This window comes from Streptomyces achromogenes (assembly GCF_030816715.1).
GTDB classification, from domain to species: Bacteria; Actinomycetota; Actinomycetes; order Streptomycetales; family Streptomycetaceae; genus Streptomyces; species Streptomyces achromogenes_A.
Window position 1 is genome coordinate 6569865 of sequence record NZ_JAUSYH010000001.1, and the last position, 25379, is coordinate 6595243.

The following is a 25379-nucleotide window of genomic DNA, read 5'->3' on the forward strand; positions in this document are numbered from 1 at the left end:
AAGCTTGTCGGGGCGTAACGGTTCGGCTGACGGCGGAGTCCTACCGTCCGGACATGCCCTCGTCGCTTTCCTCCTCCACCCCTCTGCCGCCCACCGCCCCCCTGCCGCCCACCGCGCACGGCGGAGCGCCGATCGGGGAGACGGCCCCCACCGTGCCCGCGCAGGCGCACTGCGCGGCGGAGCAGCAGGCCGCGTCCCGCGGCGGCGCCGTGCGGTCGGCGGCCGGCGGCGGGCTCGCGTCACCGCGCGCCCGTCCGGCGTCCGAGCCCGCCGGCGCCGCGCCCGCGCGGTACCCGCGCTCGTGTGTCACCGAGTTGCGGCTCTCCGCTTTCGCGGGGCACCGGCGCGCGCGGTTCCCGCTGGGAGCCGTCACCTTGTTCACGGGGGCCAGCGGCAGCGGCAAGAGCACGGCGCTGCGGGCGTACGAGGCGCTGGCGCGGCTCGGGGGAGGGGCCCGGCTCGCCGAGGTGTTCGCCGATCCGGTCGCGTGCGTGCCGCAGGGGGCGCGGCCCGACGCGCAGCGACGCCGGGGGTTCCGCATCGGCTGCACGGCCGACGGCCCCGCAGGGCCGGTCCGGCTCGACGTCGCCGTGCAGGCCGAGCCGGAACTGCGCATCGTGGGCGAACGGCTGAGCGCTGGCGGCGTCGTGCTGCTGGAGACGGCCCTGCGCGATCCCGGACGGCGCACGGTGCAGGCGGCCTGGCACACCGGCGGCTCCGCGCCGGTGACGCGCGCCCCGCTGCCCGACGACCGGCTCGGCACCGCGCTGCTGCCGCTGCGCGTGGCGGGCAAGACCGACGGCCAGCGGCAGGTGCTGGCCGCCGCCGAGCAGATGGTGGTCGCCCTGCGGTCCGTCTTCCCCTGCGACCCCCAGCCCGACTGGATGGGCGTCCCCGTCCCCGCCGGCTCCGGTCGCCTCCTGACCGGCTGCGACAACCTCGCCGACGTCCTGTGGCGCACCCGCCAGGAGTGCGGACGGCGGCATGCGGCCCTGGTGGCCGCGCTGTCCGCCGGATCCGCCGGACCCGCGGGGCCGGTGGTGGACCTGCGCGCCGAACCGCTGGCCGACGGCACGGTCCGCGCGGTGCTCGACCGCGCCTCGGGCGGGCCCACGGAACTCGCCCGGCTGGGATACGGCGAACTGCGCTACCTCGCCCTCGCCCTGGTGCTGCTCACCGGGCCGGACGTCCTCGACGTGGACCCGGCCGGCGAGGTTCCGGCCGCGACACAGACCCTCACCCTGCTCGCCGACGGCCTGGACCGAGGCCTCGACGTCCGCCAGCGCGCCGAACTGCTGCGCCTGGCGGTGCGGATGGCCGAGCGCGGGCACATCCGCTGCGTCGCGGCGGTCGGCGACGGCTCCTGGGCCGCCCGTACCGACGGGGTGACGGTGGTAGACCTGGGTCCGTGACAGAACGACACCTGGATGTGGCGAAACTGCAGAGCCGACTGGCCGAGTTCGCGGCCGTGCGGAACTGGCAGCCCTTCCACACGCCCAAGAACCTCGTCGCCGCACTCAGCGTGGAGGCGTCCGAACTCGTCGAGATCTTCCAGTGGCTGACGCCGGAGGAGTCGGCCCGCGTGATGGACGACCCGGACACCGCCCACCGGGTGACGGACGAGGTCGCCGACGTGCTCGCGTATCTCCTGCAACTGTGCGAGGTGCTCGGGATCGACCCGCTGGCCGCGCTGGACGCGAAGATCGACCGCAACGAGCGCAGATTTCCCGCACCCTAGCGGCGCTCCACAGCGGCCACTTCGGCGGAGCAGTCCGATCCGCTTTCACTCTCCGCAGTCGACCGGCGGACCGAAATCGATTTGTTGTCCACAGATTTCCGTCATCCTCTGGCTTTTCGCCCCTCATGCCCTCACTCTGGGTAGTGGACACGGGTGTTCGGGCGGACGTGCGAACCAGCACGTCGGGACAGACGGGGCGGCGTATGGACGCGGTGCGGCTCATCCTGACGAGCAGACGCGAGTTGGCGGGCAGCGGCGAGGGCGCGGAGATCCTCACGCAGGTATGGCAGGCGCAGGCCCTGGCGCAGGCGATCGGCAGCCGCCTCGCCGTCTCGGGCCCGCCCGAACTGCGCGGCGAGGCGCTCGGCCTGACCGAACTGGCCGGGCGGGGCTGCGGCGTGCTGGGCGCTCCTGACCTCGATCCGGGCGATCTGCTCGCCGCCCGACTGACCGAGCTGGAGGACGCCCGCCAGGCGCTGCTCGATCTGTCCGGCCTGCTCGGCGAGGTCGGCATCGCCCTGGTAGGCCTGGCGAGCTCGGCGGACGACCAGGGCACGTACTGGAAGTGCATGGAGGCCATCGACGCGGCGGACGAGTCCAGGGACCGGGTCCTGGAGATGCTCCGCAAACTGACGGCACGCGAGGAACGCGAGGAACGGGAGGCCGCCTTACCGGAGCGATGAGCGCTGCACCGGGGCGACGGGAGCGATGAGCACCTTGCCTGCGCGACGACGGTGACGGGGGGCCCTGCCGGCGAGACGGGAGCGACGGGAGCCTCGCCGGGACGACGAGAACTCGGGTCCGGTGGCGGCCGGGGTCTTGTGGGCGACGGGCCGGCCGGCGTGCAGGATGGAGACATGGATCTTCGCATCTTCACCGAGCCCCAGCAGGGGGCGACCTACGACACCCTCCTCACCGTGGCGAAAGCCACCGAGGACCTCGGGTTCGACGCCTTCTTCCGGTCCGATCACTATCTGAAGATGGGCGACGTGAGCGGTCTCCCGGGCCCCACGGACGCCTGGATCACCCTCGCCGGTCTCGCCCGGGAGACGAAGCGCATCCGCCTCGGCACCCTGATGACCGCCGGCACCTTCCGGCTGCCCGGCGTGCTCGCCATCCAGGTCGCCCAGGTGGACCAGATGTCCGGTGGGCGCATCGAACTGGGTCTCGGCGCGGGCTGGTTCGAGGAGGAGCACACGGCGTACGGCATCCCCTTCCCGAAGGAGAAGATCGGCCGGCTGGAGGAGCAGCTGGAGATCGTCACGGGTCTGTGGGCCACCGAGCCCGGCAAGACCTTCGACTTCCACGGCACGTACTACGAGCTCACCGGCTCGCCCGCGCTGCCCAAGCCCGCACAGGCGAAAGTCCCCGTGCTGATCGGCGGCAACGGGGCGACCCGGACACCGCGGCTCGCCGCCCGGTTCGCCGACGAGTTCAACATGCCGTTCGGCACGGTCGAGGACAGCGAGCGGCAGTTCGGCCGGGTGCGGGCGGCCGCCGAGGAGATCGGACGGGACGCGGACGCGATCACTCTGTCCAACGCCCTCGTCGTCTGCGTCGGCAAGGACGACCAGGAGCTCGCCCGGCGGGCCGCCGCGATCGGCCGCGAGGTCGACGAGCTGCGCGCCAACGGGCTGGCCGGTTCCCCGGCCGAGGTCGTCGACAGGATCGGCCGCTTCGCCGAGGCCGGCTCCCGGCGGATGTACCTCCAGGTCCTGGACCTGCACGACCTGGACCACCTGGAACTGATCTCCGCGCAGGTGCAGTCCCAGCTGCCGTAGGGCGCGGGAGGGCGGGGCGGGAGGGCGGGGCGCCCCTCCGCCGGCCTTCCCCCGCCCCTCCGCCGGCCGGGTCGGCCGTCCGCCCGGACCCGGGAAGTCGGGGGCTTTCCCACGGCTGACCAGGGCCGACGGGTGTCGGGCCGTAACGAAATTCCTGCGTGCCCACAAAGGGATGTCGATAGGTTGGAGCACGCGACACACGCTTCCGCACCCCCTTCGCACCCCGTCCGCACTCTTCCGAGGCGCCCACCGTGTTCCTGACGATCAGCACCACCGGCATCCCCGAACGCCCCGCCACCGACCTGGGCTTCCTGCTGCACAAGCACCCCGGGAAAGCGCAGGCGTTCTCGACCTCCTACGGCACGGCCCATGTCTTCTATCCACAGGCCGATGCCGAGCGCTGCACCGCGGCGCTGCTGCTGGAGGTCGACGCCGTGGCGCTGGTCCGGCGCGGCAAGGGCAAGGGCCGCGGCGGCGCCCCCGACGCGGCCCTCGCCCAGTACGTCAACGACCGCCCCTACGCGGCCTCCTCGCTGCTCGCGGTCGCCCTCAGCGGAGTGTTCTCCAGCGCGATGCGCGGCGTCTGCACAGCGAAGCCTGAACTGCCCGCCCAGAAACGGCAGTTGCGTGTCGAGGTGCCCGCGCTGCCGGCCCGCGGCGGCCCCGGCCTGGTCCGCACCCTGTTCGAGCCGCTCGGCTGGACGGTGAGCGCGGAACCGGTCGCCCTCGACACGGAGTTCCCGCAGTGGGGCGACTCCCGGTACGTGAGCCTGCTCCTGGAGTCGGAGACGCTGACCCTCGCCGAGGCCCTGCGCCACCTGTACGTCCTGCTGCCCGTCCTCGACGACGCCAAGCACTACTGGGTGTCCTCCGACGAGGTCGACAAACTGCTGCGCGCCGGCGAGGGCTGGCTGCCCGACCACCCCGAGCAGAAGCTGATCACCAGCCGCTACCTGTCCCGCCGCTGGTCGCTGACCCGGCAGGCGATGGAGCGGCTGGAACTGGTCCGGCTCGCCGAGGCCGACGACAGCGAGGTCGAGGAGATCGACAACGCGGTCGGCGCGGAGGCCGAGACGGAGGACAGGCCTACCCCGCTGGCCGTGCAGCGCCGCGACGCGATCGTCGCCGCGCTCACCGAGGCGGGCGCCGCCCGGGTCCTCGACCTCGGCTGCGGCCAGGGCCAGCTGGTGCAGGCACTGCTCAAGGACCCTCGGTTCACCGAGATCGTCGGCGTCGACGTGTCGATGCGCGCGCTCACCATCGCCTCCCGCCGGCTGAAACTCGACCGCATGGGAGAGCGGCAGGCCTCGCGCGTGCGGCTCCTGCAGGGCTCCCTCGCGTACACCGACACCCGCCTCAAGGGCTACGACGCCGCCGTCCTCAGCGAGGTGATCGAACACCTCGACCTGCCCCGGCTGCCCGCCCTGGAGTACGCGGTGTTCGGCTCGGCCCGCCCGCGCACGGTCCTCGTGACCACCCCGAACGTCGAGTACAACGTGCGCTGGGAAAGCCTGCCGGCCGGTCACGTCCGGCACGGCGACCACCGCTTCGAGTGGACCCGCGAGGAGTTTTGCGGCTGGGCGTCCCAGGTCGCCGAGCGCCACGGGTACGACGTCCGGTTCACCCCCGTCGGACCGGACGACCCGGAGGTCGGCCCGCCCACGCAGATGGCCGTTTTCGAGATGGCCACCGCAACCGAAACCGCCGGCGCCACCGCCGGGGTCCGCACCGAGAAGAAGGAGGCGAAGGCAGCATGACCGACACCGAGGTTCCCCCGAAGCAGGGCCGGGTGCTGCCCGTCACCGACCTCTCCCTCGTCGTGCTCGTCGGCGCGTCCGGGTCCGGCAAGTCCACCTTCGCCCGCCGCCACTTCAAGCCCACCGAGATCATCTCCTCGGACTTCTGCCGAGGCCTCGTCTCCGACGACGAGAACGACCAGAGCGCCACCCGGGACGCCTTCGACGTCCTGCACTACATCGCCGGCAAACGGCTCGCCGCCGGTCGCCGCACGGTCGTCGACGCGACCAGCGTGCAACCCGAGTCCCGACGCCAACTCGTCGACCTGGCACGGCAGTACGACGTGCTGCCCATCGCCGTCGTGCTGGACGTGCCGGAAGAGGTGTGCGCCGAACGCAACGCCGTGCGCACCGACCGCGCCGACATGCCGCGCCGCGTCATCCAGCGCCACATCCGTGAACTCCGGCGCTCCCTGCGGGGCCTGGAGCGCGAGGGCTTCCGCAAGGTGCACATCCTGCGGGGCGTCGAGGACGTCGAGAACGCCGCCATCGTCACCGAGAAGCGCTTCAACGATCTGACCCACCTCACCGGGCCCTTCGACATCATCGGCGACATCCACGGCTGCGCCTTTGAACTGGAGTCGCTGCTCGGCAAGCTGGGGTACGCCGACGGCGTCCACCCGGAGGGCCGGCAGGCCGTGTTCGTCGGCGACCTCGTCGACCGGGGCCCGGACAGCCCGGCCGTGCTGCGCCGCGTGATGTCGATGGTCAAGTCGGGCAACGCCCTGTGCGTCCCCGGCAACCACGAGAACAAGTACGGCCGGTTCCTCAAGGGCCGCAACGTCCAGCACACCCACGGACTCGCCGAGACCATCGAGCAGATGGAGGGCGAGAGCGACGAGTTCCGGGCCGAGGTACGGGAGTTCATCGACAAACTGGTCAGCCACTACGTCCTCGACGGCGGCCGGCTGGTGGTCTGCCACGCGGGTCTGCCGGAGAAGTACCACGGCCGTACCTCCGGCCGCGTCCGCTCGCACGCGCTCTACGGCGAAACGACCGGCGAGACCGACGAGTTCGGCCTGCCGGTGCGCTACCCGTGGGCGGAGGACTACCGGGGCCGCGCGGCCGTGGTGTACGGCCACACACCCGTGCCCGAGGCCACCTGGCTGAACAACACCATCTGCCTGGACACCGGCGCCGTCTTCGGCGGCAAGCTGACCGCGCTGCGCTGGCCGGAGCGCGAGCTCGTCGACGTCCCGGCGGAGCAGGTCTGGTACGAGCCGGTGAAGCCGCTGAGGTCCGAGGCTCCGGGCGGCCACGACGGCCGTCCCCTGGACCTGGCCGACGTCAACGGCCGACGCATCGTCGAAACCCGTTACGACGGCCAGCGCCGTATCTCGATCCGGGAGGAGAACGCCGCGGCGGCCCTCGAGGTCATGAGCCGGTTCGCCGTCGACCCGCGCCTGCTGCCCTACCTCCCGCCGACCATGGCCCCCACCGCCACCAGCCGGGTGGACGGCTACCTCGAGCACCCGGCGGAGGCGTTCGCGCAGTACGCACGCGACGGCGTCGCGCGGGTCGTGTGCGAGGAGAAGCACATGGGCTCGCGCGCGGTGGCCCTGGTCTGCCGGGACGCGGAAACGGCCCGCAAGCGTTTCGGAACCGTCGGCGGCGACGACGGCCCGACCGGGTCCCTCTACACCCGCACCGGCCGCCCCTTCTTCGACGACGCGAAGGTCACCGAGGAGATCCTCGGCCGGATACGCGCGGCGGCGGACGAGGCCGGCCTGTGGACGGAGCTGGACACCGACTGGCTGCTGCTGGACGCCGAACTGATGCCGTGGTCGCTGAAGGCGTCGGGCCTGCTGCGCTCGCAGTACGCGGCCGTGGGCGCCGCGTCCGGCGCGGTCTTCCCGGGTGCGCTCGCCGCCCTGGACGGCGCTGCGGCCAGGGGCGTCGACGTCACGGACCTCCTCGCCCGCCAGCGTGAACGCGCCTCGGACGCGGCGGCGTTCACCGAGGCCTACCGCCGCTACTGCTGGACGACGGACGGTCTGGACGGCGTGCGCCTCGCCCCGTTCCAGATCCTCGCCGTCCAGGGCCGCAGCCTCGCCGCCCTGCCGCACGACGAACAGCTGTCGCTCCTCGACCGGCTGGTGGAGCACGACACCACCGGCCTGCTCCGGACCACCCGCCGCCTGTACGTCGACACGGCCGACCCCGAGTCGGTGCGGGCCGGCGTCGACTGGTGGCTGGAGATGACGGGACGCGGCGGCGAGGGCATGGTCGTCAAGCCGCTGGGCGCGCTGTGCCGGGACGAGGAGGGCCGCCTGGTCCAGCCCGGCATCAAGTGCCGGGGCCGCGAGTACCTCCGGATCATCTACGGCCCGGAGTACACCCGCCCGGACAACCTCGCCCGGCTGCGCGGCCGCTTCCTCAACCACAAGAGGTCGCTGGCGATCCGTGAGTACGCCCTCGGCCTGGAGTCCCTGTCCCGGCTGGCGGAGGGCGAGCCGCTCTGGCGCGTCCACGAGGCGGTCTTCGCGGTCCTCGCCCTGGAATCGGAACCGGTCGACCCCCGGCTGTGAAGCCGTAGCCGACGACACTCCCGTCCGGCCCGTCCGGCCCGTCCGGCCCGTCCGGCGACGTCTCGCGCGCAGCGCGATGGCGGCGTCGGACGGGCCGCGCGCATCACTCCGCCCGTGCGAGCCGCTCGGGCGGGTCCCCTGAAACGCCGGCGCCGTTCACCCCGCCAGCCGCAGCCGCTCCCCGCACACCCCCACCCGCACTCGTTGCCCCCACGTCAGTTCCAGCGCGTCGCTCTCGATGCCGTCGCCGAAGGCGATGAGGCGCTCCGACTCGACCGTCAGCGTCAGCCGGCCGCCGGCCGCGAGTTCCCCCGCGACCAGGGACGTTCCGGTCGCCGGGGACGGCCAGGCCTCCCGGACGAACCACACCAGCCGGTCCTCCGTCGGCCCCGGCAGCCGCGGGCGACCGTCGCTCCCGGCCCCGCCCCGCTCCTGCCACACCGACCGGAGCCAGCCGGTCGCCCCCGTGCCGGTGCCCACCAGCACCCCGGAGGAGGCCTGGGCCTCGACGGCACCCCCGTCGTCGTCGAGGCCCAGGCGGTAGCGGGCGGTCTGATGACCGGCGGCGCCCAGATAGATCTCGTTGAGGGCCAGCAGCCGCTGGGTGTCGTCCGCGACCGCCTCCACCATGGTCAGCTCGTCCGTACCGACGCCGGCCGTGAGGACGCAGGGCAGGAGCGACGCGGCGTCCCGCGGCCGGTGACGGACCAGGACGCCCGGGTTGCGACCGGGGTCGGTGTCGATGCCCACCACCGGCTGCCCGGTCAGGTACTTGGCGACGTTCGCCACCAGACCGTCCTGGCCGACCACGACCACCACGTCCTCGGGCGCGAACAGGAACCGGTCCAAGTCGGCTCTCTCCACCCGTGTCTGACGCCAGGTCAGCGGAATGGCGGCGGTCACCTCCGCCAGCGCCCGCCGGGTGCGGCGGTGGCGTTCGGCGACCTCCTCGATGTCCCGGCCCCGCGAGGAGAGGAAGAAGGCGGCCTGGCCGTGCGTGCCGTGCCGGGCCGTCAACTCCTCGTACTCCGTGGTGCGATGGACCAGCACGGCCCGCGGGGCGAGACTCACTCCGTCGCTCCCAGCTTGGCCAGCAGCCCCGTCAGCACATCCGGCGAGATCGTCACGCTGTCGATGTGCGGCAGGTTCTCCGCGAGCCGGGTCCCGGTGAGGGCGTGCAGCGTCGCCACGTCGACGTCCCCGTGCACCCGCAGCCAGGCGGCCTGCGCCTGGGCCCGCGCCTCGCCGACCTCGCGCGCCGCCTCCGCCTCGGCGCGGGCGAGCTGGACCGAGCGGGCCGCCTCCGCCTCGGAGAGCCGGACCAGACGCACCGCCTCCGCCTGCGCCAACCGCTCGGTGCGCAGCGCCTCGGCGTCCGCCAGCCGCACCTGCTTCGCCGCCTCCGCCTCCGCGAGTTTCACCGACCGGGCGGCCTCCGCCTCCGCGAGCCGCACGGTCCGCGTCGCCTCCGCCTCGGCCCGCACCTTGTCCGCGGCGGCGCTCTCCTCCGCCTCACGACGGGTGTTCGTGCCGCGCTGCTCGACCAGCTGTTCCTCACGGCGGGCCAGCTCGATCTTGCTGGCCAGCTCGTTCTCCGCGATCGTCCGCTCGCGTTCGACGGCCACCGCCCGCCGCTCGTACGTCGCCCGGTCGGCCTCCTGCTGGATCAGCTCGCGCGCCGGCGTCCGCAGCGCCCGCTCCACCTCGGGCTCCGGGCGCAACGCCACCACCCGGACGGCCACGATCTCGATGCCCGTGGCCGGCAGCCGCGGCTCCGCCGCCAGCCCCGCCGCGACCCGCTCCCGCACGGCCGTCACACCGTCCACCAGCGCCGACGACAAGGAGGTGCGGGCGAGGACGTCCAGCGCGTGCTGCTGCGCCGTCTCGGTCAGCAGGGTGCCGAGCTGCTCGAGCGGCGCGCCACGCCACGCCCCGGTGTCCGGGTCGACGGAGAAGTCCAGCCGGGCGGCGGCCACCGCCGGGTCGCTGATCCGGTACGTCACCGTCGCCTGCACCGCCACGTCCTGGAAGTCGACGGTGCGGGCGTGGAACGTCATGGCCAACTCGCGGTCGTCGACCGGCACTTCGGAGAGCGCGGCGCTCAGCGCGCGGTACCAGAAGCTGAGCCCCGGCCCGTCGTGCGCCAGCTTGCCGGAGCGGTGGTGGCGGATGTGCGCGGTCGGCGCGCCGCGCAGATGGCGCCAGCCCAGGCGCCGGGTGATGTCGGCCATGAGTGACCCCCCTCGGTCTCGATTCTCGTCAAAGCGACGATAAGAAAACGATAGCCCGCCCTCCCCTTGTCGTCAAGAGGACGAGAACCGGGAGCGGAACAAGCCCGAGCGGAAACAGTCCAGTAGCGGGTGAAGGCGGTCCCCGGTGGTCAGGATGGAGACATGGGATTCCATGTCGACTCCGAGGCCGGGCGCCTGCGCCGCGTCATCCTGCACCGGCCGGATCTCGAGCTCAAAAGGCTCACGCCCAGCAACAAGGACGCACTTCTCTTCGACGACGTGCTCTGGGTGCGCCGGGCGCGCGCCGAGCACGACGGGTTCGCCGACGTCCTGCGCGACCGCGGCGTCGCCGTCCACCTCTTCGGCGACCTGCTCACCGAGGCCCTGGCGATCCCGGCGGCCCGGGCGCTCGTCCTGGACCGCGTCTTCGACGAGAAGGAGTACGGGGTGCTCGCCACCGACCACCTCCGCGCCGCCTTCGAGGACCTGCCCGCCCCGCAGCTGGCGGAGGCCCTCGTCGGCGGCATGACCAAGCGGGAGTTCCTGGAAGCGCACCCGGAACCGACCTCCGTGCGCTTCCACGTCATGGAGCTCGACGACTTCCTCCTCGACCCGCTCCCCAACCACCTCTTCACCCGCGACACCTCGGCCTGGATCTACGACGGCGTCGCCATCAACGCCATGCGCTGGCCGGCCCGGCAGCGCGAGACCGTCCACTTCGAGGCCATCTACCGGCACCATCCCCTCTTCCGCGGCGAGACGTTCCGCGTCTGGTCCGAGGGGCAGGCCGACTACCCGTCCACCATCGAGGGCGGAGACGTCCTCGTCATCGGCAACGGCGCCGTGATGATCGGCATGAGCGAGCGCACCACCCCGCAGGCCGTCGAGATGCTCGCCCACAAGCTGTTCGCCGCCGGCTCGGCGGAGACGATCGTGGCGCTCGACATGCCCAAGCGGCGGGCCTTCATGCATCTCGACACCGTGATGACGATGGTCGACGGCGACACCTTCACCCAGTACGCGGGCCTCGGCATGCTCCGCTCGTACACCATCGAACCGGGCGTCGGCGAGAAGGAGCTGAAGGTCACCGACCATCCGCCGGAGCACATGCACCGCGCCATCGCCGCCGCCCTCGGCCTCAGCGAGATCCGCGTCCTCACCGCCACCCAGGACGTCCATGCGGCCGAACGCGAGCAGTGGGACGACGGCTGCAACGTGCTCGCCGTGGAACCGGGCGTCGTCATCGCCTACGAGCGCAACGTCACCACCAACACCCACCTGCGCAAACAGGGCATCGAAGTGATAGAGATCCCCGGCAGCGAACTCGGCCGGGGGAGAGGGGGCCCGCGCTGCATGAGCTGCCCGGTCGAACGTGGCTCTGTATAGAAATGCTAATCATCGTATAGAGTTCCAGTGTCCTGTTCTCGTACCTCTGGAGCGCCCCCATGGCGACTGTCCCGACCGCCCTCGTCGGCCGCCACTTCCTCAAGGAGCTGGACTTCACGGGGGAGGAGTTCCGCGGCCTGATCGAGCTGGCCGCCGAGCTGAAGGCCGCCAAGAAGGCCGGGACCGAGGTACAGCACCTGCGCGGCAGGAACATCGCCCTCATCTTCGAGAAGACCTCGACGCGCACCCGCTGCGCGTTCGAGGTCGCCGCCGCCGACCAGGGCGCCTCGACCACCTACCTGGACCCCGCCGGCTCGCAGATCGGCCACAAGGAGTCCGTGAAGGACACCGCGCGCGTGCTGGGCCGGATGTACGACGGCATCGAGTACCGCGGCGACAGCCAGGACAAGGTCGAGGAGCTCGCCGCCCACGCGGGCGTGCCGGTCTTCAACGGTCTCACCGACGACTGGCACCCCACCCAGATGCTCGCCGACGTGCTGACGATGACCGAGACCTGCGCGAAGGGCCTGGACGGCGGGATCGTCTTCGCCTACCTGGGCGACGCGCGCTTCAACATGGGCAACTCCTACCTGATCACCGGCGCCCTGCTCGGCATGGACGTCCGCATCGTCGCGCCGAAGGAGTACTGGCCCGCCGACGAGATCGTCGCGAAGGCCCGCGAGCTCGCCGCGGACAGCGGGGCCGCCGTCCTGCTCACCGAGGACGTCGCCGAGGGCGTGCGCGGCGCCGACTTCGTCGCCACCGACGTGTGGGTCTCCATGGGTGAGCCCAAGGAGGTCTGGGGCGAGCGCATCGCCGCCCTCGGCCCCTACGCCGTCACCATGGACGTCCTGCGCGCCACCGGCAACCCGGACGTCCGGTTCCTGCACTGCCTGCCGGCCTTCCACGACCTGGGCACCGCGGTCGGGCAGGGGATATACGAGAGCCACGGCCTCGAAAGCCTCGAGGTGACCGACGAGGTCTTCGAGTCGGCGCACTCCGTCGTCTTCGACGAGGCGGAGAACCGTCTGCACACCATCAAGGCCGTCCTGGTCGCCACCCTCGCCGGAAACCCGCGAGGCTGACCCGTCCGGAGCCGCGGCCGGCCTGATCATCGTCGTTCAGGTCGCGGGCCGCGTCGGCGGGCACTCCGCCGGTCCGATGGTCGCCGGTCGCCGGTCGCCGGTCTGTGGTCTGTGGGTGAGTGGGAGCAGGGCGGGGCGGGGTGCGGTGCTCACGCCGGACGTGGACCGCGCTGCGGCGGGACCGAGGCCAGCCGGAACCACACCGCCTTTCCCTGCTCGGTGGGCCGGTGTCCGCAGGACGAGCTGAGCGCGCGGATCAGCAGCAGTCCCCGCCCGTGCTCCTGCCAGGGGTCGGGCTCCCCGCCGGAGGGACGGGTGAGGTCCCCGGGCGGCGCCGGGTCGGCGTCGTGCACCTCGACCTGGCACCCGCTCGGATGCAGCTCCACGACCAGCTCTATCGGCGCGTCCCCGGCGGTGTGCTCCACGGCGTTCGCCACCAGCTCCGCGGTGAGCAGCTCCGCCGTGTCGCTGTCCGCCCCGTGCTTCAGCTCGGCCAGCGCCGTACGGACCAGAGCGCGGGCCACCGGCACGGCCGCGGCAGAGTGCGGCAGTGCGATTCGCCAGGAGGAGGCGGAGTCGGAGGGGCGTTCGTGCAAGGCGAGTCCGTTCATGGCGCAGGTTCCCGTGATCGACATCAGGCGGCCCTGCCTTCAACTTCAGGAGATGGTACGGCGACCTCCGGCAAAGGCGCTCGGTGGGCACCGCGCGGGACGTTCCGACCCCGCTGTCGGGCGGCTTACCCGCGTCAACGGTCTCCCTCGCGCACCTGATCCGGTTGTTACCGCCTTATCGACGACCGGTGACGTGTGTGACGGGCGGATGCCGTGCGGTGACACGGCGATACAGGGCGATTCTGCCCCCGCCGTATATCGCGTACTCATGACGACAGTCACAAAGGAGTGATAACTTCGAATCCGACTGTCGAGGAGGCCGCCCTCATGAGTCCCTTCACCGGCTCCGCCGCCCGCACCCCCGACTGGCGCCATCTGCACGTCGAGCACACCGACGGCGTCGCCACCGTCACCCTCGCCCGCCCGGAAAAGCTCAACGCCCTCACCTTCGGCGCCTACGCCGACCTGCGCGACCTGCTCGCCGAGCTGTCCAGGGAGCGGTCGGTCCGCGCCCTGGTGCTGGCCGGCGAAGGCCGCGGCTTCTGCTCCGGCGGCGACGTCGACGAGATCATCGGCGCCACCCTCGGCATGGACACCGCCCAGCTCCTCGACTTCAACCGGATGACCGGCCAGGTCGTACGGGCCCTGCGGGAGTGCCCGTTCCCGGTGATCGCCGCCGTGCACGGGGCGGCGGCCGGCGCCGGCGCGGTCCTCGCCCTGGCCGCCGACTTCCGGGTCGCCGACCCCGGCGCCCGCTTCGCGTTCCTCTTCACCCGCGTCGGCCTCTCCGGCGGCGACATGGGCGCCGCCTACCTGCTGCCCCGGATCGTCGGACTCGGCCACGCCACCCGGCTGCTCATGCTCGGCGAACCCGTCCGCGCCCCCGAGGCCGAGCGGATCGGCCTGATCAGCGAACTGACCGAGGAAGGGCAGGCCGACGAGGCCGCCCACGCCCTGGCCCGCCGCCTGGCCGACGGCCCGGCCCTCGCCCACGCCCAGACGAAGGCGCTGCTGACAGCCGAACTGGACATGCCGCTCGCGGCCTCCGTGGAACTCGACGCCGCCACCCAGGCCCTGCTGATGAACGGCGAGGACTACGCCGAGTTCCACGAGGCGTTCACACAGAAGCGCCCACCGAAGTGGCGAGGCCGATGAAACCGCCTTCGAGAACAACGTCTTCCAAGACACCGGTTTCGGAGACGGCAACGTCCGCGATACCGGTTTCCGAAACGGCGCCCGCCCCGGACGGCCGCCCCCGGCGTATCGCGGTCATCGGCGGCGGCCCCGGCGGTCTCTACGCCGCGGCCCTGCTCAAACGCCTCGACCCCGCCCGCGAGATCACCCTCTGGGAACGCAACGCCCCCGAGGACACCTTCGGCTTCGGAGTCGTGCTCTCCGACGAGACCCTGGGCGGCATCGAGCACGCAGACCCGGTCGTGTACCGGTCCCTGCGGGAGGACTTCGTCCGGTGGGACGACATAGACATCGTCCACCGCGGCATCCGCCACACCTCCGGTGGACACGGCTTCGCCGCTCTCGGCCGCCGCAGGCTGCTGGAGATCCTGCACGAGCGCTGCCGCTCCCTCGGCGTGGACCTGCGCTTGCGCACGCAGGCGCCCGCCCCCGCCCGCCTGGCGCAGGAGTACGACCTCGTCATCGCCGCGGACGGGGTGCACAGCGCCACCCGGGAGACGTACGCGGACGTGTTCAGACCCCGGGTGACCGGCCACCGCTGCCGCTACATCTGGCTCGCCGCCGGCTTCGCCTTCAACGCCTTCCGCTTCGAGATCGCCGAGACCGAGCACGGCGTGATGCAACTGCACGGCTACCCCTACGCGGCCGACGCCTCGACCGTGATCGTCGAGATGCGCGAGGAGGTGTGGCGAGCGAGCGGTTTCGACGAACTCGACGAGCAGGAGTCCGTCGCACACTGCGCCAAGGTCTTCGCCGACGCGCTCGGCGGCCGCGCCCTGAAGTCCGACAACTCCGCCTGGACCACCTTCCGCACCGTCGTCAACGCACGCTGGTCGCACGGCAACGTGGTCCTCCTGGGCGACGCGGCGCACACCGCCCACTTCTCCATCGGCTCCGGCACCAAGCTGGCCGTCGAGGACGCGCTGGCGCTCGCCGCCTGCCTGGAGGAACACCCCGACCTCCGCACGGCGTCCGCCGCCTACGAGGAGGAGCGCCGGCCCGTCGTCGCCTCCACCCAGCGGGCCGCCCGCGCCAGCCTGGAATGGTTCGAGAACATCGGTCTCTACCTCGGCCAGCCGCCCCGCAGGTTCGCCTTCAACCTGCTCACCCGCAGCCGCCGCGTGACCCACGACAACCTGCGGCTGCGCGACTCCCGCTTCACCGCGGCCGTGGAGCGGGAGTTCGGCTGCCCGCCCGGGACGCCCCCGATGTTCACGCCGTTCCGGCTGCGCGGACTGACCCTGCGCAACCGGGTCGTCGTGTCACCCATGGACATGTACTCGGCGGTGGACGGTCTTCCCGGCGACCTCCACCTCGTCCACCTCGGCGCCCGTGCCCTCGGCGGAGCCGGACTGGTGATGACGGAGATGGTGTGCGTGTCACCCAAGGGCCGCATCACACCCGGCTGCACCGGCCTCTACACCGACCGGCAGGCCGACGGCTGGCGGCGCGTCACCGACTTCGTGCACGAGCACGCGCCGGGAGCCGCCATCGGCGTGCAACTCGGCCACTCCGGCCGCAAGGGCTCGACGAGACTCATGTGGGAGGGCATGGACGAACCGCTGCCGGACGGCAACTGGCCGCTCGTGGCCGCGTCCCCCCTGCCGTACAAGCCGGGCAGTCAGACGCCGCGCGAACTCGGCCCCGACCAACTCGCAGAGGTGCGCGACCGGTTCACGGCAGCCGCTCGTCGGGCAGCGCGAGCCGGCTTCGATCTCCTCGAACTGCACTGTGCGCACGGCTACCTGCTGTCCGGCTTCCTCTCCCCGCTCACCAACCGCCGCACGGACGCCTACGGAGGCTCTCTCGCCGGACGGCTGCGCTTCCCGCTCGAGGTCTTCGACGCGGTCCGCGAGGTGTGGCCGGAGCAGCGACCGATGACGGTCCGTATCTCCGCCGCCGACTGGGCCGAGGGCGGCACGTCGGCCGACGACGCCGTCGGCATCGCCCGCGCGTTCGCCGAGCACGGCGCCGACGCCGTCGACGTCTCCACGGGGCAGGTGGTGGCCGACGAACGGCCCGACTACGGACGGTCGTACCAGACGCCGTTCGCCGACCGCATCCGCCACGAGGCGGGCGTCCCGGTGATCGCGGTCGGTGCGATCTCCTCCTGGGACGACGTCAACTCACTGATCCTGGCGGGCCGTACCGACCTCTGCGCCCTCGCACGGCCCCACCTCTACGACCCGAACTGGACCCTGCACGCGGCCGCCGAGCAGGGCTACGCCGGCCCGGGCGCCGACTGGCCCGCGCCGTACCGCGCCGGCAGCAGACCCCCGCGCACCGGCCGCGCCGACGCACCCAAACCCCGCCTGGGCCTCGGAAGATGAGGCCGCCGTCCCCTTCGAGGCATGGCTGGACGGTGCGGGCCGGGGCGGACAGGACCCGGGGCCCGCCAGGTCCGAGCGCCGCCAGGCCACCGATGCCGACCGGACAGAGCGGCGCCCGGTCTCACACCCCGACGAACTCCGCTCCCGCGTCGCGCAGCCGCTCGTGCAGCCCCTGGAAGACGGCCGCCGACCGCGTGCCCGGCCAGTCCTGCGGCAGCAGCCGGGCGGGCAGGCCGGGGTCGACGTAGGGCAGATGACGCCAGGAGTCCAGCGCGAGGAGGTAGTCGCGGTAGGCCTCCTCGGGCGGAGTGTACGTCCGCTGCCGCCAGTCCCGCAGCACGCGCGCGTGGCGGTCGAGGAAGGTCTCGTGCTCCTTGGCGATGGCGGCCAGGTCCCACCAGCGGGCGACGGCCTCGACGGTCGGCGCGAAGCCGAGATGCTCGCCCCGGAACAGATCGACGTACGAGTCCAGGTGCAGCCGTCGGAGCGTGTGCCGGGTCTCGTCGTGCAGGCGTGCCGGGGCGATCCAGACCCCTGGCGTCGCCGTGCCGAACCCCAGCCCCGCCAGCCGTGACCGCAGCACATGCCGCTTCTGCCGCTCCGACTCGGGCACCGAGAACACCGCCAGCACCCAGCCCTCATCCGCGGGAGGCGCCGTGGCGTAGACGCGCCGGTCGCCGTCTTCGAGCAACTGGCGTGCCTCTGCGGACAGTGCGTAACCGGCCGCGCCCTGCGCGGTGCGCGCCGGCAACAACAGTCCGCGGCGTTTCAGCCGGGAGACCGAGGAGCGCACGGACGGCGCGTCGACGCCGACCGCGGCGAGGAGCCGGATCAGCTCGGCGACGGGCACGGGCCCTGGGACGAAGCGGCCGTACGCGCCGTAGAGCGTGACGATGAGAGACCGAGGTGCGGGCTGGTCGGACACGTTGATCATCTTAGGTCTTCGGCATCACGGCTGGTCACCTTCGGTGCAACCGCTTACGCGCAGCCTGAACCGCTGGAGCTTGCCGGTCGCCGTGCGCGGCAGCGCCTCCAGGAAGACCACCTCGCGTGGGCACTTGTAGGGGGCGAGTTCCTCCTTGAGGAAGGCGCGCAGCGTCTCGGCGTCGCGCCGTGCGCCCTTCCGAAGGACGGTGAACGCGACCACCGCCTGCCCGCGCCGCTCGTCGGGCCGTCCCACGACCGCCGCCTCGAGCACGTCGGGATGACGCAGCAGCGCCTCCTCGACCTCGGGCCCGGAGATGTTGTACCCGGCCGAGACGATCATGTCGTCCGCGCGGGCGACGTACCGGAAATAGCCGTCGGGCTCGCGGACGTAGGTGTCACCGGTGACGTTCCAGCCGTCCCGCACGTACTGCTGCTGCCGTGGGTCGGCCAGGTACCGGCAGCCCACCGGGCCGCGCACGGCGAGCAGCCCGGGCTCTCCGTCCGGCACGGGCGCGCCGGACGCGTCCTGCACGCGCGCGTGCCAGCCGGGCACCGGAACGCCGGTGGTGCCGGGCCGGATCCGCCCGTCCGCGGCGGAGATGAAGATGTGCAGCAGCTCCGTGGCCCCGATGCCGTTGATCAGCCGCAGACCGGTCCGCTCGTGCCAGGCGCACCAGGTGGCCGCGGGCAGGTTCTCGCCGGCGGAGACGCACCGCCGCAGGGACGACACGTCGTGGTCGTCGAGATCGTCGAGCATCGTGCGATAGGCGGTGGGCGCGGTGAACAGCACGGACACGCGGTGCGCGGCGATCGCCGGCAACAGCTGCCGGGGACCCGCCTGTTCCAGCAGCAGCGCGCTCGCCCCGGCCCGCATCGGAAAGACGACGAGGCCGCCGAGCCCGAAGGTGAAGCCGAGCGGCGGGCTGCCCGCGAAGACATCGTCCGCAAGCGGTTTCAGGACGTGTTCCGAGAACGTGTCGGCTATCGCCAGGACGTCCCGGTGGAAGTGCAGACAGCCCTTGGGGCGACCGGTGGTGCCGGAGGTGAACGCGATCAGCGCGATGTCGTCGGAAGCGGTTTCGACAGCCCGGAAGGGCTCTGCCGACGACGGCCGGTTCAACAGATCGTCGGGGCCGTCGCCGCCGTACGTCGTGATCCGCAGACCGGGTGATTCCGCCTTGACGAGGTCGTCGACCGCCCGGATGTCGCACAGCGCGAGACCGACCCGCGCGATCTCGCACATGGTGCGCAGCTCGTGCGGACGCTGCTGGGCGAGGACGGTAACCGCGATCGCACCCGCTTTCAGCACGGCCAGCCAGCAGGCCGCCAGCCACGGCGTGGTGGGCCCGCGCAGCAGCACCCGGTTGCCGGGGACGACCCCCAGGCCGTCGGTGAGCACATGCGCGATCCGGTCGACACGGGCACGCAACTCGCCGTACGTCCACGACGGCCCGGACGCGGTGTGGAACACGGGCCGCTCCGGCGCGGCCCCGTCGAGCAGCTCGGCGGCGCAGTTCACCCGGTCGGGGTAGTTCAGCCCGGGCAGCTCGAAGCGCAGCTCGGGCCAGTGGCCGGGCGGCGGGAGGTGGTCGCGCGCGAAGGTGTCGACGTGGGCCGAGACGTTCATGGGTGTTCGCCCCCTTGCCTGGATGGACTGTCCGGCTGGGCTGCCCGGGAGGGCGTCGTCATCGTCAGGGGAATCGTCATGGGACCGCGCAACGAGCGTATCGCGTTGGTGACGGCAGTCAACGGTACGCGATACCGTCGGGGAGAGGGCGCCGACGGCGTGACCGTGCGGACGGTCCGGGACGAGGGCGCGCGGTGCGGCCCTGCGGACGGTCCGCGAGCACCGCACGACGAGCCTGCAGGCCGGCAGACCACACCCCGACGCCTCCCGGTCGCGGGAGGACCGGGCCGCACGCGCAAGCCGGCGGAGCATGACCGACACACAGGAGGACCGGCCGCACGGACCCGCAGCGGACGGCCGCGACGGCCGTGCCGCGACCGGGCGGATCATTCACGGCAGAGGGGAAAGGCGATGCCCGCAGCGATGCCCGCGTTCTCGATCGATCCGGCCCGGACCGCTTGGTGCGCCGAACTGCGCGCACTGGCCGCCGACCGGCTGCGCCCACTCGCGGAGAAGGGCGAACCGGGCCGGGTCAACCGCCCGCTCGTCGCCGAACTCGGCCGCCTGGGGCTGTTGTCCCGGCTGTTCACCTCCGGCGCGGTCGACCTCTGCCTGATGCGTGAATCCCTCGCGTACGCCTGCACCGAGGCCGAGACGGCGCTCGCCCTGCAAGGGCTGGGCGCCCACCCGGTCCACGCGCACGGCACCCCCGCCCAGCGCCGCCGCTGGCTGCCCGACGTCGCCGAGGGCAGTGCGGTGGCCGCGTTCGCGCTGAGCGAGCCCGGCGCCGGCTCGGACGCGGCCGCGCTGTCCCTGGCCGCCGAGCGCGACGGAACGGACGGCTGGCGGCTCACCGGCGAGAAACGCTGGATCTCCAACGCGCCCGAGGCCGATTTCTACACGGTTTTCGCGCGCACCACCCCGGGGGCGGGCGCGCGGGGCGTCACCGCCTTCCTGCTCCCGGCCGACCGTCCCGGCCTCACCGGGTCCGCCCTCGACATGCTCTCCCCGCACCCCATCGGCGCCCTCCGCCTCGACGCCGTCCCGGTCACCGCGGACGACGTGCTCGGCGAGCCCGACCGAGGTTTCCGCGTCGCCATGGGCACCCTCGACCTGTTCCGCCCGAGCGTCGGCGCGTTCGCCGTCGGCATGGCGCAGGCCGCGCTCGACGCCACCCTCGCCCACACCGCCTCCCGCGACGCGTTCGGCGGCAAGCTGCGGGATCTGCAAACGGTTTCCCACCAGGTCGCCGAGATGGCGCTGCGCACGGAGGCGGCCCGGCTGATGGTCCACGCGGCGGCGACGGCGTACGACGCCGCCGCCCCGGACGTCCCCCGCCGCGCCGCGATGGCCAAGCTGCTCGCCACCGAGACGGCGCAGTACGTCGTCGACGCGGCCGTCCAACTGCATGGCGCGTGTGCCCTGCGCCGCGGCCACCTGCTCGAGCACCTCTACCGGGAGGTGCGCGCACCACGGATCTACGAGGGAGCCAGCGAGGTGCAACGCGGCATCATCGCAAGGGAGTTGTACGCGGAGCACGCAGGGCGGGCGGAGCCCGGGGCAGGGGTTGGTCACACCGAGCCGGCGGGACGGCACGTCCCCGCCGCTCCGCCGGACCGGAGCGCGCAGGCCGACCGGAGCGCGCAGGCCGTGCAGACCGCGCAGGCCGAACGAGCCGAACGAGCCGAACGAGCCGAACGAGTCGACCGGGAGGCCCGGTGACCGTCGAGCGCGTCAACCCGCCCGGGCTCTCGCCGCCCACCGGCTTCTCCCATGCCGTCGTCGCCACCGGCGCTCGCATCGTCTTCCTGGCCGGCCAGACCGCGCTGGACGCCGACGGGAACATCGTGGGGGAGTCGTTGCCGGAGCAGTTCGCGCGGGCGCTCAGGAACCTGCTGGCCGCGCTGACGGCGGCCGGCGGCACGGCGTCGGACCTGGCGCGCGTCACCGTCTACGTCACGGACGTCGCCGCCTATCGTGAGCACGCCGCCGAACTGGGCGCGATCTGGCGGCGGTCGGCCGGCCGCGACTACCCGGCGATGGCGGTCGTCGGAATCGTCCGGCTCTGGGACGAGCAGGCACTCGTCGAACTGGACGGGTTCGCGGTGCTGGCCGGCTGAGCGCTCACGCCCGCGCCTCGCGACGCGGACCCGCGTCGCCACCGCGACCGACGGAACAGGGGACCGGCGCCTGGCACCTGGTGGCGTGCCCCCCGCGCCCGGCGCCCGGCTACGCGGTGCTGGGAGACGGAAGACAGGGCGACGGCGGCGGCCGAGCGGGTCAGGCCGCGACGGCGAGCTGGTGCACCGTCACGCGGTGCGGGGCCACGACACGGCCGTCGGGCAGCAGTTCGCCCGAGTCGTCGAAGACGATCGTGCCGTCGCACAGCAGGTTCCAGCCCTGCTCGGGGTGGGCGGCGACGACGTGCACGGGACGGGCGTCGGCAGCAGCGCCGGGAAGCTGGTGGGAACACATCGCGCACCTCCACGTCGGCGGGGTCGGCCGTCCGGTCGGCCCGCATGCGTAGACCATGCGCCCGGCCCGGAGTCATCGCCAGGGCACGCCCGAAAGCGTGACAGCACCAGGACAACTCCCGGACGGTACGTCGACGACCGGTGCGGACTCGCCACCGAAGGAGTGACGATCACCGTCCTGGACGCGCGCGCCCGGTACCAGTGGAGGCCCCACAACAGGAGGTTCTGCCATGTTCTTGCGCCCCGCCCTGTCCGCGGCCGCCGGTGCCGCCCTGCTTCTGCTGGCCGCTCCCGCGGTCGTCGCCGTCGCCGACCCGACGGAGTCCGTCACCGTCGACCCGGTCGGCCGTATCGCCGCCGACGGCACCGTCACGCTCTCCGGCACCTACCGCTGCGCCGCCAACACGGGCCCGGTCTTCGTCAGCTCCTCGGTCGGCCAGGACTCCCACGTCACGCACGGCCTCGGCGGCACCCGTGCCGTGTGCGACGGCGCCGAGCACACCTGGAAGAACACCGGCAAGGCGACCCCGAACGACCTCGCCCCCGGTGCGGCACGGGTCGAGGCCACCCTGATGGAACTCCGCCCCGACAGCGGCCTGCCCCTGCCCCGCTTCCACGCGACACAGAAGAGGGACGTCACGCTGACCGAGAGCTGATCCCGGCAGTTCCCGCGCGGCGGTCCACGGTGCAGCCCACGGTGCAGGCTCATGGTGCGGGCCCACGGTGCAGGTGAGGACCGGGACCGCCGAAAGCCGGTGGTCAGGGTCTGGTCAGCTCGAACCAGACCGACTTGGCGCCCCCACTGGGGGAGTTGCCCCAGGCCGAGGCCAGGGCCAGGGCCAACAGCAAGGAGACGCCGAACGTGGAGACGAGCCCGCGGGCGCAGGCCGCTCCTCTTCGACCTGGACCGGCGTTCCTGCGTCGGCGTGCACCTGGACGTACGCGAAGAAACGGCTGTCCTACGTCCGGGTCGCTGGTATCGATCGCTGTCTGGCGACGTGATCCACCTGGTGATGTCAGCCGGTGGGGTATTCGCTCGGCAGCGGAGCGCGTACGAACTTGGCGCGTCGCTCGTCGCTCGCCGCCAGAGCACGGAAGTTGCTTCGGGCCTGCGTGAGGCTGAGCCGGCCGTTGGGGCCGCCTCGCACCCGGTCGGCATCGTCGTCGCCCTGGCCGTCGTCCTCCCAGAAGCACACGGGGCAGATCTCGAAGCAGCCGCGCTCATCGAGCGTCAGGAAGCCGCAGCAGGGACAGGGGTGGGGGCCGTCCTCGGCCTTCCCGTGGTCGTTGACGAACGGAGTGAGCACCAGGGCATCCTGCCCTGCCGTGCCGCCAACCGCGTGCGAGTTCACGGGCACTGAACTGCGGCGGACATGGCTTGGGCGCGCCGACATCCCTCCAGGACGCCTCCTTTCCCGCGCGGGTTCGCGCGGCAGCGCCGCCGTCTTCGCGGTCTTCCCGTGGACGGGGCGCCCGGCAGAAGCGCGGCCCCGGGGCGGAGTCCCGGAGAAGTCCCAGAGGCGCCGTCGCACCCCCTCCGCGCCCGCGTCCCTGCGGGTCGGAAGGAGTGCGGCGGCATCCGGTGCTCAGATGTCCCGGAAGAGACTGGCGGACGCGGTGAAGTGCGGCGTTGTGCGGTCGTAGGTCGCTGGCCTGCACGAAGGATATTTCGGATGTCTCACGCTCGTGCCTGTTGATGCAGTCGGAAGTCCCAGAAACGTCCCACGGAACCGGTACTTCCGACGGCCGCCGTTTCGGCTTTGGGCAGCAGGGAGGCGAAACAGTCGAAGTGCGCTGCTCCACGGCAGCTGGCAACAGACGACGGTGGCCGTCATCCCGCTGCAGTGGCGTCCACCTCGCACCAAGGCCGCGAGAGTGCGTCGCTGCCGCCTTCAGGGATGCCGATGACCTCGACAGTCACCCCTCGTGCCGCCAGCGCCTTCGCCGTCTGCGCGATGGTGATCTGGGAGAAGCCGAAGACGGAGTCCGGGGTCAGGCTCGTGCGGTTCTTGAGGAGCATCGCAAGGACGATGCGCTTGGGCGTGTAGTCATCAGGAAGCATGCGTGCGCCTCGACTCAGCCGGGCCACCTTGGCGGAGAATTCGCTGCGGACCCGGGCGGACTCCTGGAGCAGTTCCACCGCGACCCTGGCCTGGCTGAACAGGTGGCTCAGCGGACCGGAGCCGCCTGCCCGCTTGACGAGGACCAGGGTGTCGTCCGGCGTGAGCAGGTCGCAGACCTCTACCTGGTCCCTGGGCAGAAGGGGGTTGGCGACGTTCTTGGTGTCGAGGCAGAGCCAGCGGGGCTGGCCGTCAGCCACCGCGTTGTTGTACTCGTCGGCCACTCTGTTGTTGTAGGCGTTCTCCGACTCGCCGTCCTCCCAGGAGGGGAGGGAGACGGAAGGCAGAGGAGAGAACAGCGCCCGCACCGCGGCCTGGCACTCCTCGACATAGGAGGCCCCGGCCTCGTACCACTCGCCGTCCATCAGGAAGAACCGTCTGGAGCCGAAGGACACACCGGTCTCCAGCCAGGTCAGCGCGCTGGTGACGGCGAGCGTGTCGGCGGTCCCCCTCCGGCGGCCCCTGGCCAGGGTCACCGTTCCTTCGCGCAGTGCCTTCAGGCGCCGGCCGGGCGGTGCGAGCCGGGCCCGGGTGAGCACGTATCCGAGGTCGAAGTCGTCCGAGAGCAGGGCTCCGTTGTCGCTGTTGATCTGGGTCATGTACGTGGTGGCCTCCGCGTATGCCGTGTGATGTTCGGAGGGGACACAGACGGAGAAGCTTTCGTCGGCGGGCCGGCCGAGACGGTCGTCCAGGGTTTCGTGGAGGGTGTCGAGGGTCGTCGGGTCGCTGACCGGGACGAGGTGGTCGACGAACTCCAGCTCCGGGTGCGGGATGTCCTCGCGGCAGATCCTGGCGATGGTCCGCAGGTCGGAGAGCAGGGCCTCGGGTTCGATTCCGAGGGCGATCCGCAGCCCGCACCCGCCTTGGGCGCTCACGGCTTTGCCGAGGCTGTACCGCGACCGGGTGAGCGGCAGGTTGTCGAGGTATCCGCCCAGGCTGCGCACGATGCGCGAGTGGTCGCGGATACCCAGCAGTGGGACCGAGGCCCCGCCCGGAACCAGGGAGATGTCCGTGCGTGCTTGGCCGAGAGATCTCGACACGGCTCCGCGGATCAAGTTCGGGTCCATCTGCCGGATGGCGAACGAGAGTCCGAAACGCTTGTCCTTGAGGGGTTCGGGGATCAACCGGTACCCCTGGTCGCAGCCGATGGCGTACACCACGCCGTCGACTGCGAGCAGCAGCACGGCTGCGGTGCGGCGGACGCTCTCGTTGACCACGATGCCTGTGGTGCGTGACATGGGCTCGCACCACGGGGCCTCGGTGCGTTCCATCCCGCACGTGATGTACACAGCCGGGACCCCGAGTGCCTCCGGTAAATGTGGATCCGCACCGAGGCTGTCCATGAGGGCGGCGTCAAGGGCGTCCAGCATGGCTTCGGTGGTGGGGGCGACGCCAGACAGCCGGTAAACGGTGCGTACTTCGGTGTGCGAGGGCATGGCGAGGCTCCGTGGGGCAGGAGGAACGTGTACACGCAATAGACAAGCATTTAGCTGTGTACGTTGTCAACGTAGTTCGCGCTGGAATGGAATTGGGGGTCCGTGTACGCTAGGG

General features: G+C 72.2%; 21 protein-coding genes. 13 read left to right on the forward strand and 8 right to left on the reverse strand.

Annotation, left to right across the window (positions count from 1 at the left end):
• The first annotated feature begins 53 nt into the window (after nucleotides 1-53).
• From QF032_RS29470 to QF032_RS29495, 6 genes are all read left to right on the forward strand, one after another.
• The gene (locus QF032_RS29470) at nucleotides 54-1412 is read left to right on the forward strand and encodes an ATP-binding protein (RefSeq protein ID WP_307058101.1); all 1359 of its coding nucleotides are present in this window, start codon (nucleotides 54-56) and stop codon (nucleotides 1410-1412) included.
• Nucleotides 1409-1738 (forward strand): nucleotide pyrophosphohydrolase, encoded by a 330-nt coding sequence (locus QF032_RS29475; protein ID WP_307046658.1) that lies wholly within the window; start codon nucleotides 1409-1411, stop codon nucleotides 1736-1738. The genes QF032_RS29470 and QF032_RS29475 overlap by 4 nt, the downstream gene beginning before the upstream one ends.
• A gap of 203 nt (nucleotides 1739-1941) precedes the next feature.
• Nucleotides 1942-2421 carry a DUF6099 family protein gene (locus tag QF032_RS29480; protein ID WP_306955903.1) on the forward strand — a complete coding sequence of 160 codons (480 nt, stop codon included), beginning with the start codon at nucleotides 1942-1944 and terminating at the stop codon, nucleotides 2419-2421.
• 174 nt (nucleotides 2422-2595) lie between these two features.
• Nucleotides 2596-3519, forward strand: a complete 924-nt coding sequence (locus tag QF032_RS29485) for an LLM class F420-dependent oxidoreductase (RefSeq protein WP_307046660.1) — start codon at nucleotides 2596-2598, stop codon at nucleotides 3517-3519.
• A 251-nt stretch (nucleotides 3520-3770) separates the two neighbouring features.
• The gene (locus QF032_RS29490) at nucleotides 3771-5276 is read left to right on the forward strand and encodes a 3' terminal RNA ribose 2'-O-methyltransferase Hen1 (RefSeq protein ID WP_307058103.1); all 1506 of its coding nucleotides are present in this window, start codon (nucleotides 3771-3773) and stop codon (nucleotides 5274-5276) included.
• Entirely contained in the window at nucleotides 5273-7843 is a 2571-nt protein-coding gene (locus tag QF032_RS29495; protein WP_307058105.1) for a polynucleotide kinase-phosphatase, read from the forward strand. Before QF032_RS29490 ends, QF032_RS29495 begins: the two co-directional genes overlap by 4 nt.
• A 156-nt stretch (nucleotides 7844-7999) precedes the next feature.
• On the opposite strand, the gene QF032_RS29500 is transcribed toward QF032_RS29495, so the two are convergent.
• Both QF032_RS29500 and QF032_RS29505 read right to left on the reverse strand, forming a co-directional pair.
• Entirely contained in the window at nucleotides 8000-8914 is a 915-nt protein-coding gene (locus QF032_RS29500; protein WP_306948743.1) for a hypothetical protein, read from the reverse strand.
• Nucleotides 8911-10074: an SPFH domain-containing protein gene (locus QF032_RS29505; RefSeq protein WP_306948741.1), complete on the reverse strand. Its 1164-nt coding sequence runs from the start codon at nucleotides 10072-10074 to the stop codon at nucleotides 8911-8913. The genes QF032_RS29500 and QF032_RS29505 overlap by 4 nt, the downstream gene beginning before the upstream one ends.
• Nucleotides 10075-10236: 162 nt before the next feature.
• Here QF032_RS29505 and QF032_RS29510 point away from each other — a divergent pair, with 162 nt between their 5' ends.
• The gene (locus QF032_RS29510; protein ID WP_307058107.1) at nucleotides 10237-11460 is read left to right on the forward strand and encodes an arginine deiminase; all 1224 of its coding nucleotides are present in this window, start codon (nucleotides 10237-10239) and stop codon (nucleotides 11458-11460) included.
• 59 nt (nucleotides 11461-11519) lie between these two features.
• A complete protein-coding gene (gene argF / locus QF032_RS29515) occupies nucleotides 11520-12545 on the forward strand; it encodes an ornithine carbamoyltransferase (RefSeq protein WP_307046670.1) in 1026 nt (341 codons plus the stop codon).
• 149 nt (nucleotides 12546-12694) lie between these two features.
• On the opposite strand, the gene QF032_RS29520 is transcribed toward argF, so the two are convergent.
• Nucleotides 12695-13156 carry an ATP-binding protein gene (locus QF032_RS29520; RefSeq protein WP_306955902.1) on the reverse strand — a complete coding sequence of 154 codons (462 nt, stop codon included), beginning with the start codon at nucleotides 13154-13156 and terminating at the stop codon, nucleotides 12695-12697.
• A 327-nt stretch (nucleotides 13157-13483) separates the two neighbouring features.
• On the opposite strand from QF032_RS29520, the gene QF032_RS29525 reads away from it, so the two are divergent.
• Nucleotides 13484-14311 (forward strand): enoyl-CoA hydratase family protein, encoded by an 828-nt coding sequence (locus QF032_RS29525; protein WP_307046672.1) that lies wholly within the window; start codon nucleotides 13484-13486, stop codon nucleotides 14309-14311.
• A complete protein-coding gene (locus QF032_RS29530; RefSeq protein WP_307058109.1) occupies nucleotides 14308-16680 on the forward strand; it encodes a bifunctional salicylyl-CoA 5-hydroxylase/oxidoreductase in 2373 nt (790 codons plus the stop codon). The genes QF032_RS29525 and QF032_RS29530 overlap by 4 nt, the downstream gene beginning before the upstream one ends.
• Nucleotides 16681-16801: 121 nt before the next feature.
• Here the strand turns inward: QF032_RS29530 and QF032_RS29535 are convergent, their stop codons facing one another.
• Both QF032_RS29535 and QF032_RS29540 read right to left on the reverse strand, forming a co-directional pair.
• Nucleotides 16802-17614, reverse strand: coding sequence for a PaaX family transcriptional regulator (locus tag QF032_RS29535; protein WP_307058111.1), 813 nt, complete (start codon nucleotides 17612-17614; stop codon nucleotides 16802-16804).
• A 15-nt stretch (nucleotides 17615-17629) separates the two neighbouring features.
• Complete coding sequence (locus QF032_RS29540; RefSeq protein ID WP_307058113.1) at nucleotides 17630-19234, reverse strand: AMP-binding protein; 1605 nt, start codon at nucleotides 19232-19234, stop codon at nucleotides 17630-17632.
• 423 nt (nucleotides 19235-19657) lie between these two features.
• Between QF032_RS29540 and QF032_RS29545 the strand changes: the two genes are divergently transcribed.
• Complete coding sequence (locus QF032_RS29545) at nucleotides 19658-20956, forward strand: acyl-CoA dehydrogenase family protein (protein ID WP_307060415.1); 1299 nt, start codon at nucleotides 19658-19660, stop codon at nucleotides 20954-20956.
• On the forward strand, nucleotides 20953-21354 hold the full coding sequence (locus QF032_RS29550) for a RidA family protein (protein ID WP_307058114.1): 402 nt from the start codon (nucleotides 20953-20955) through the stop codon (nucleotides 21352-21354). Before QF032_RS29545 ends, QF032_RS29550 begins: the two co-directional genes overlap by 4 nt.
• A 160-nt stretch (nucleotides 21355-21514) precedes the next feature.
• On the opposite strand, the gene QF032_RS29555 is transcribed toward QF032_RS29550, so the two are convergent.
• Nucleotides 21515-21709, reverse strand: coding sequence for a DUF5999 family protein (locus QF032_RS29555; RefSeq protein ID WP_057575664.1), 195 nt, complete (start codon nucleotides 21707-21709; stop codon nucleotides 21515-21517).
• A 229-nt stretch (nucleotides 21710-21938) separates the two neighbouring features.
• Here QF032_RS29555 and QF032_RS29560 point away from each other — a divergent pair, with 229 nt between their 5' ends.
• Entirely contained in the window at nucleotides 21939-22364 is a 426-nt protein-coding gene (locus QF032_RS29560) for a DUF6299 family protein (protein ID WP_307046679.1), read from the forward strand.
• A gap of 360 nt (nucleotides 22365-22724) precedes the next feature.
• Here QF032_RS29560 and QF032_RS29565 read toward each other — a convergent pair whose 3' ends face one another.
• The gene (locus QF032_RS29565) at nucleotides 22725-23015 is read right to left on the reverse strand and encodes a CPCC family cysteine-rich protein (protein WP_307058116.1); all 291 of its coding nucleotides are present in this window, start codon (nucleotides 23013-23015) and stop codon (nucleotides 22725-22727) included.
• A 524-nt stretch (nucleotides 23016-23539) separates the two neighbouring features.
• A complete protein-coding gene (locus QF032_RS29570; RefSeq protein ID WP_307058118.1) occupies nucleotides 23540-25264 on the reverse strand; it encodes a TIGR04141 family sporadically distributed protein in 1725 nt (574 codons plus the stop codon).
• Nucleotides 25265-25379: the final 115 nt, after the last annotated feature.

Coding starts and splice junctions, on each gene's coding strand:
- QF032_RS29470 (WP_307058101.1), top strand. CDS start 54: ATGCCCTCGTCGCTTTCCTCCTCCACCCCTCTGCCGCCCACCGCCCCC.
- QF032_RS29480 (WP_306955903.1), top strand. CDS start 1,942: ATGGACGCGGTGCGGCTCATCCTGACGAGCAGACGCGAGTTGGCGGGC.
- QF032_RS29485 (WP_307046660.1), top strand. CDS start 2,596: ATGGATCTTCGCATCTTCACCGAGCCCCAGCAGGGGGCGACCTACGAC.
- QF032_RS29495 (WP_307058105.1), top strand. CDS start 5,273: ATGACCGACACCGAGGTTCCCCCGAAGCAGGGCCGGGTGCTGCCCGTC.
- QF032_RS29505 (WP_306948741.1), bottom strand. CDS start 10,074: ATGGCCGACATCACCCGGCGCCTGGGCTGGCGCCATCTGCGCGGCGCG.
- QF032_RS29510 (WP_307058107.1), top strand. CDS start 10,237: ATGGGATTCCATGTCGACTCCGAGGCCGGGCGCCTGCGCCGCGTCATC.
- argF (WP_307046670.1), top strand. CDS start 11,520: ATGGCGACTGTCCCGACCGCCCTCGTCGGCCGCCACTTCCTCAAGGAG.
- QF032_RS29520 (WP_306955902.1), bottom strand. CDS start 13,156: ATGAACGGACTCGCCTTGCACGAACGCCCCTCCGACTCCGCCTCCTCC.
- QF032_RS29525 (WP_307046672.1), top strand. CDS start 13,484: ATGAGTCCCTTCACCGGCTCCGCCGCCCGCACCCCCGACTGGCGCCAT.
- QF032_RS29530 (WP_307058109.1), top strand. CDS start 14,308: ATGAAACCGCCTTCGAGAACAACGTCTTCCAAGACACCGGTTTCGGAG.
- QF032_RS29535 (WP_307058111.1), bottom strand. CDS start 17,614: ATGATCAACGTGTCCGACCAGCCCGCACCTCGGTCTCTCATCGTCACG.
- QF032_RS29540 (WP_307058113.1), bottom strand. CDS start 19,234: ATGAACGTCTCGGCCCACGTCGACACCTTCGCGCGCGACCACCTCCCG.
- QF032_RS29545 (WP_307060415.1), top strand. CDS start 19,658: ATGCCCGCGTTCTCGATCGATCCGGCCCGGACCGCTTGGTGCGCCGAA.
- QF032_RS29555 (WP_057575664.1), bottom strand. CDS start 21,709: ATGTGTTCCCACCAGCTTCCCGGCGCTGCTGCCGACGCCCGTCCCGTG.
- QF032_RS29560 (WP_307046679.1), top strand. CDS start 21,939: ATGTTCTTGCGCCCCGCCCTGTCCGCGGCCGCCGGTGCCGCCCTGCTT.
- QF032_RS29570 (WP_307058118.1), bottom strand. CDS start 25,264: ATGCCCTCGCACACCGAAGTACGCACCGTTTACCGGCTGTCTGGCGTC.